General features: G+C 69.2%; 3 protein-coding genes. All 3 read right to left on the bottom strand.

The window, feature by feature from the left end:
* Positions 1-124: 124 nt before the first annotated feature.
* A complete protein-coding gene (locus KZA10_RS11930) occupies positions 125-256 on the bottom strand; it encodes a hypothetical protein (RefSeq protein ID WP_256934779.1) in 132 nt (43 codons plus the stop codon).
* 60 nt (positions 257-316) lie between these two features.
* Entirely contained in the window at positions 317-1,360 is a 1,044-nt protein-coding gene (locus tag KZA10_RS11925) for a 3-isopropylmalate dehydrogenase (RefSeq protein WP_218682985.1), read from the bottom strand.
* 81 nt (positions 1,361-1,441) lie between these two features.
* Positions 1,442-2,647, bottom strand: a 1,206-nt coding sequence (locus tag KZA10_RS11920) for an MFS transporter (protein ID WP_218682984.1), incomplete at its 5' end; no start/stop codon positions are given.

Genomic DNA, 2,647 nt, shown 5'->3' with positions numbered 1-2,647 from the left:
CGGCCACGCCACTGAAGTCCTCGTCGACGTGGGATGTCGCAGAGCAGACCGGAGCGTTCACCTGGAGCTACGACATGGCTGTCCCTGCGCCTGGTGCGGGGCCGGCGCCGTCGGTCGGCCTGTCCTAGGTGAAGACCACGCCGAAGCCCGGGTTCTCCAGCACCTCGGCCAGCCGTGCGGGCGACGCTGCGGTCAGGTTCTTCGTGACGGCGAACTCCAGGGGAGCCACGGTCGCCTCGGCATCGATGGTCGTCATCTCATCATCCATTCCTCGTGGGTGGGCGCATCCTCGCGCGCGTTCAGCCTACGCCTGCAGTCAGAGGCGTGCAGTGATCGCGGAGCCGATCTCCGCCGTCGTGCGAGCCGCGGTGCGGGCGGCGATGTCGGCCTCGACCGCCGCGCTCACACGTGCGGATTCCTCGGTGAGGCCGAGGTGGTCCAGCAGCAGCGCGATCGAGAGGATCGCAGCGGTGGGATCGGCCTTCTGCTGCCCCGCGATGTCGGGTGCCGAGCCGTGCACGGGCTCGAACATCGACGGGAAGGCGCCATCGGGGTTGATGTTCCCCGACGCGGCGAGACCGATGCCGCCCGTGACGGCACCGGCGAGGTCGGTGAGGATGTCGCCGAACAGGTTGTCGGTCACGATCACGTCGAAGCGCGAGGGATCGGTGACCAGGAAGATCGTGGCGGCATCGACGTGCAGGTAGTCGACGACGACGTCGGGGTGCTCGGCTGCCACCTCGTTCACGATGCGCTGCCAGATGGCCCCCGCGTGCACGAGCACATTGGTCTTGTGCACGAGCGTGACCTTCTTGCGGCGGCGCTCGGCGAGGTCGAAGGCGTAGCGCACCACGCGCTCCACGCCGAAGGCGGTGTTCACCGAGGTCTCGTTCGCGACCTCCTGCGGTGTCCCCTCGCGGATCGCGCCGCCGTTGCCGACGTACGGCCCCTCCGTGCCTTCACGCACCACGACGAAGTCGATCTCACCCGGGTCGGACAGCGGGCCCGGGGCGCCGGCGAAGAGCTTGGACGGCCGCAGATTCACGTAGTGGTCGAGCGTGAAGCGCAGTTTGAGGAGCAGACCGCGCTCGATGTTGGCGTCCTTGAGACGCGGGTCGCCCGGCTTTCCGCCGACCGCGCCCAGCAGGATCGCGTCGTTCGCGGCGATCGCGGCGAGGTCGTCATCGGTGAGGGTCTCCCCCGTGTCGAGGAAACGGCCGGCACCGAGCGAGAAGCGGGTCTTGTCGAAGACCACTCCGCTGTCGGCGGTGACGGCGTCGAGCACCTTCTCCGCCTCGGCGATGACCTCGGGACCGATGCCGTCACCGGGGATGACGGCCAGCTTCACGACACGCGACATGAGACTCCTTGCGCACTGCACGGGGATGGACCAGCCCACGCCCGCCGCGGGGCGAACGAGCCGGTCCTCCCAGCGTACTGGTCAGTGCGAGGGGGCTTTGCGCAGTGTGACGGCGGCGATCACGCCTGCGACGACCACGAGCCCCGCACCGATGAGCGACGTCACCATCACGCCGGAGCCGAACGCCGAGGCTGCGGCATCCCACAACGCGGTCCCGAGTTGATCGGGCAGCTCCTGAGCGGCGGTGTAGGCACCGGCGAGCGTCTCGCCCGCCGCATGCGCGACGTCGGCAGGCAGCCCCTCCGGAAGCACGAGCGCCCCGCGGTAGAAGGCGGTGATGATGCCGCCAAGGACGGCCGTGCCCAGCACGGCGCCCAGTTCGTACGCGGTCTCGGAAACGGCACTCGCCGCCCCCGCCTTGGCCGCGGGAGCGCTCGACAGGATCAGCTCGTTGGAGATCGTCTCCGCCGCGCCGATGCCGATGCCGAGCACCACGAACGCCACCACGAGCGGCAGGACACCGTGCTCATGCGTCGTGAACGCCACGATGAGGTATCCGGCCACCGAGAACGCTAGCCCGGCGGGGATGACGATGTGCGGAGGCACCCGACGCGAGACCGGCACGACCGAGAGCCCGGCGACGATCATCGCGAGCATGCCGGGGACCAGTGCGAAACCGGCCATCATCGGTGACAGCCCGAGGACGAGCTGCAGGTGCTGCGACACGAAGTAGAGGAAGCCGACGAGTGCGACGACACTGAGCAGGTTCACCAGGATCGCTCCGGAGAACGAACCGCGACGGAACAGCGCCATGTCGAGCATCGGGCTCTTCACCCGCAACTGGCGACGGACGAACAGGTAGCCCATCCCGAAGCCGAGCAGTGCCCACGCGCCGGCCGTGAGGCTCGGGCCGTCCACCGCCAGGGACTTGATCGCGTAGACCACCGGGATCATGGTCGCCATCGACAGCGCGATGCTGATCAGGTCGATCCGCCCCGGGTTCGGGTCACGGCTCTCCGGGACCAGCAGCGGCGCGGCGATGAGCAACGGGATGAGCACGGGAACGGCGATCAGGAAGACCGATCCCCAGGCGAAGTGCTCGAGGAGGATGCCGCCCACGATCGGGCCCAGCGCCGACCCGGCGGAGAACGCCGAGGCCCACACCGCGATGGCCATGCGGCGCTGGTCGCGGTTCTGGAAGATCGAACGCAGGAGGGAGAGCGTCGACGGCATCAGCATGGCGCCGAAGAAGCCCAGGAGCGCGCGGGCGGCGATGAGCAGCCCGGC

Source organism: Microbacterium sp. BF1 (assembly GCF_019279095.1).
Classification (GTDB): domain Bacteria; phylum Actinomycetota; class Actinomycetes; order Actinomycetales; family Microbacteriaceae; genus Microbacterium; species Microbacterium maritypicum.
The sequence above is the reverse complement of the archived record's forward strand: the minus strand, read 5'-3'. Positions and strand labels throughout refer to the sequence as shown.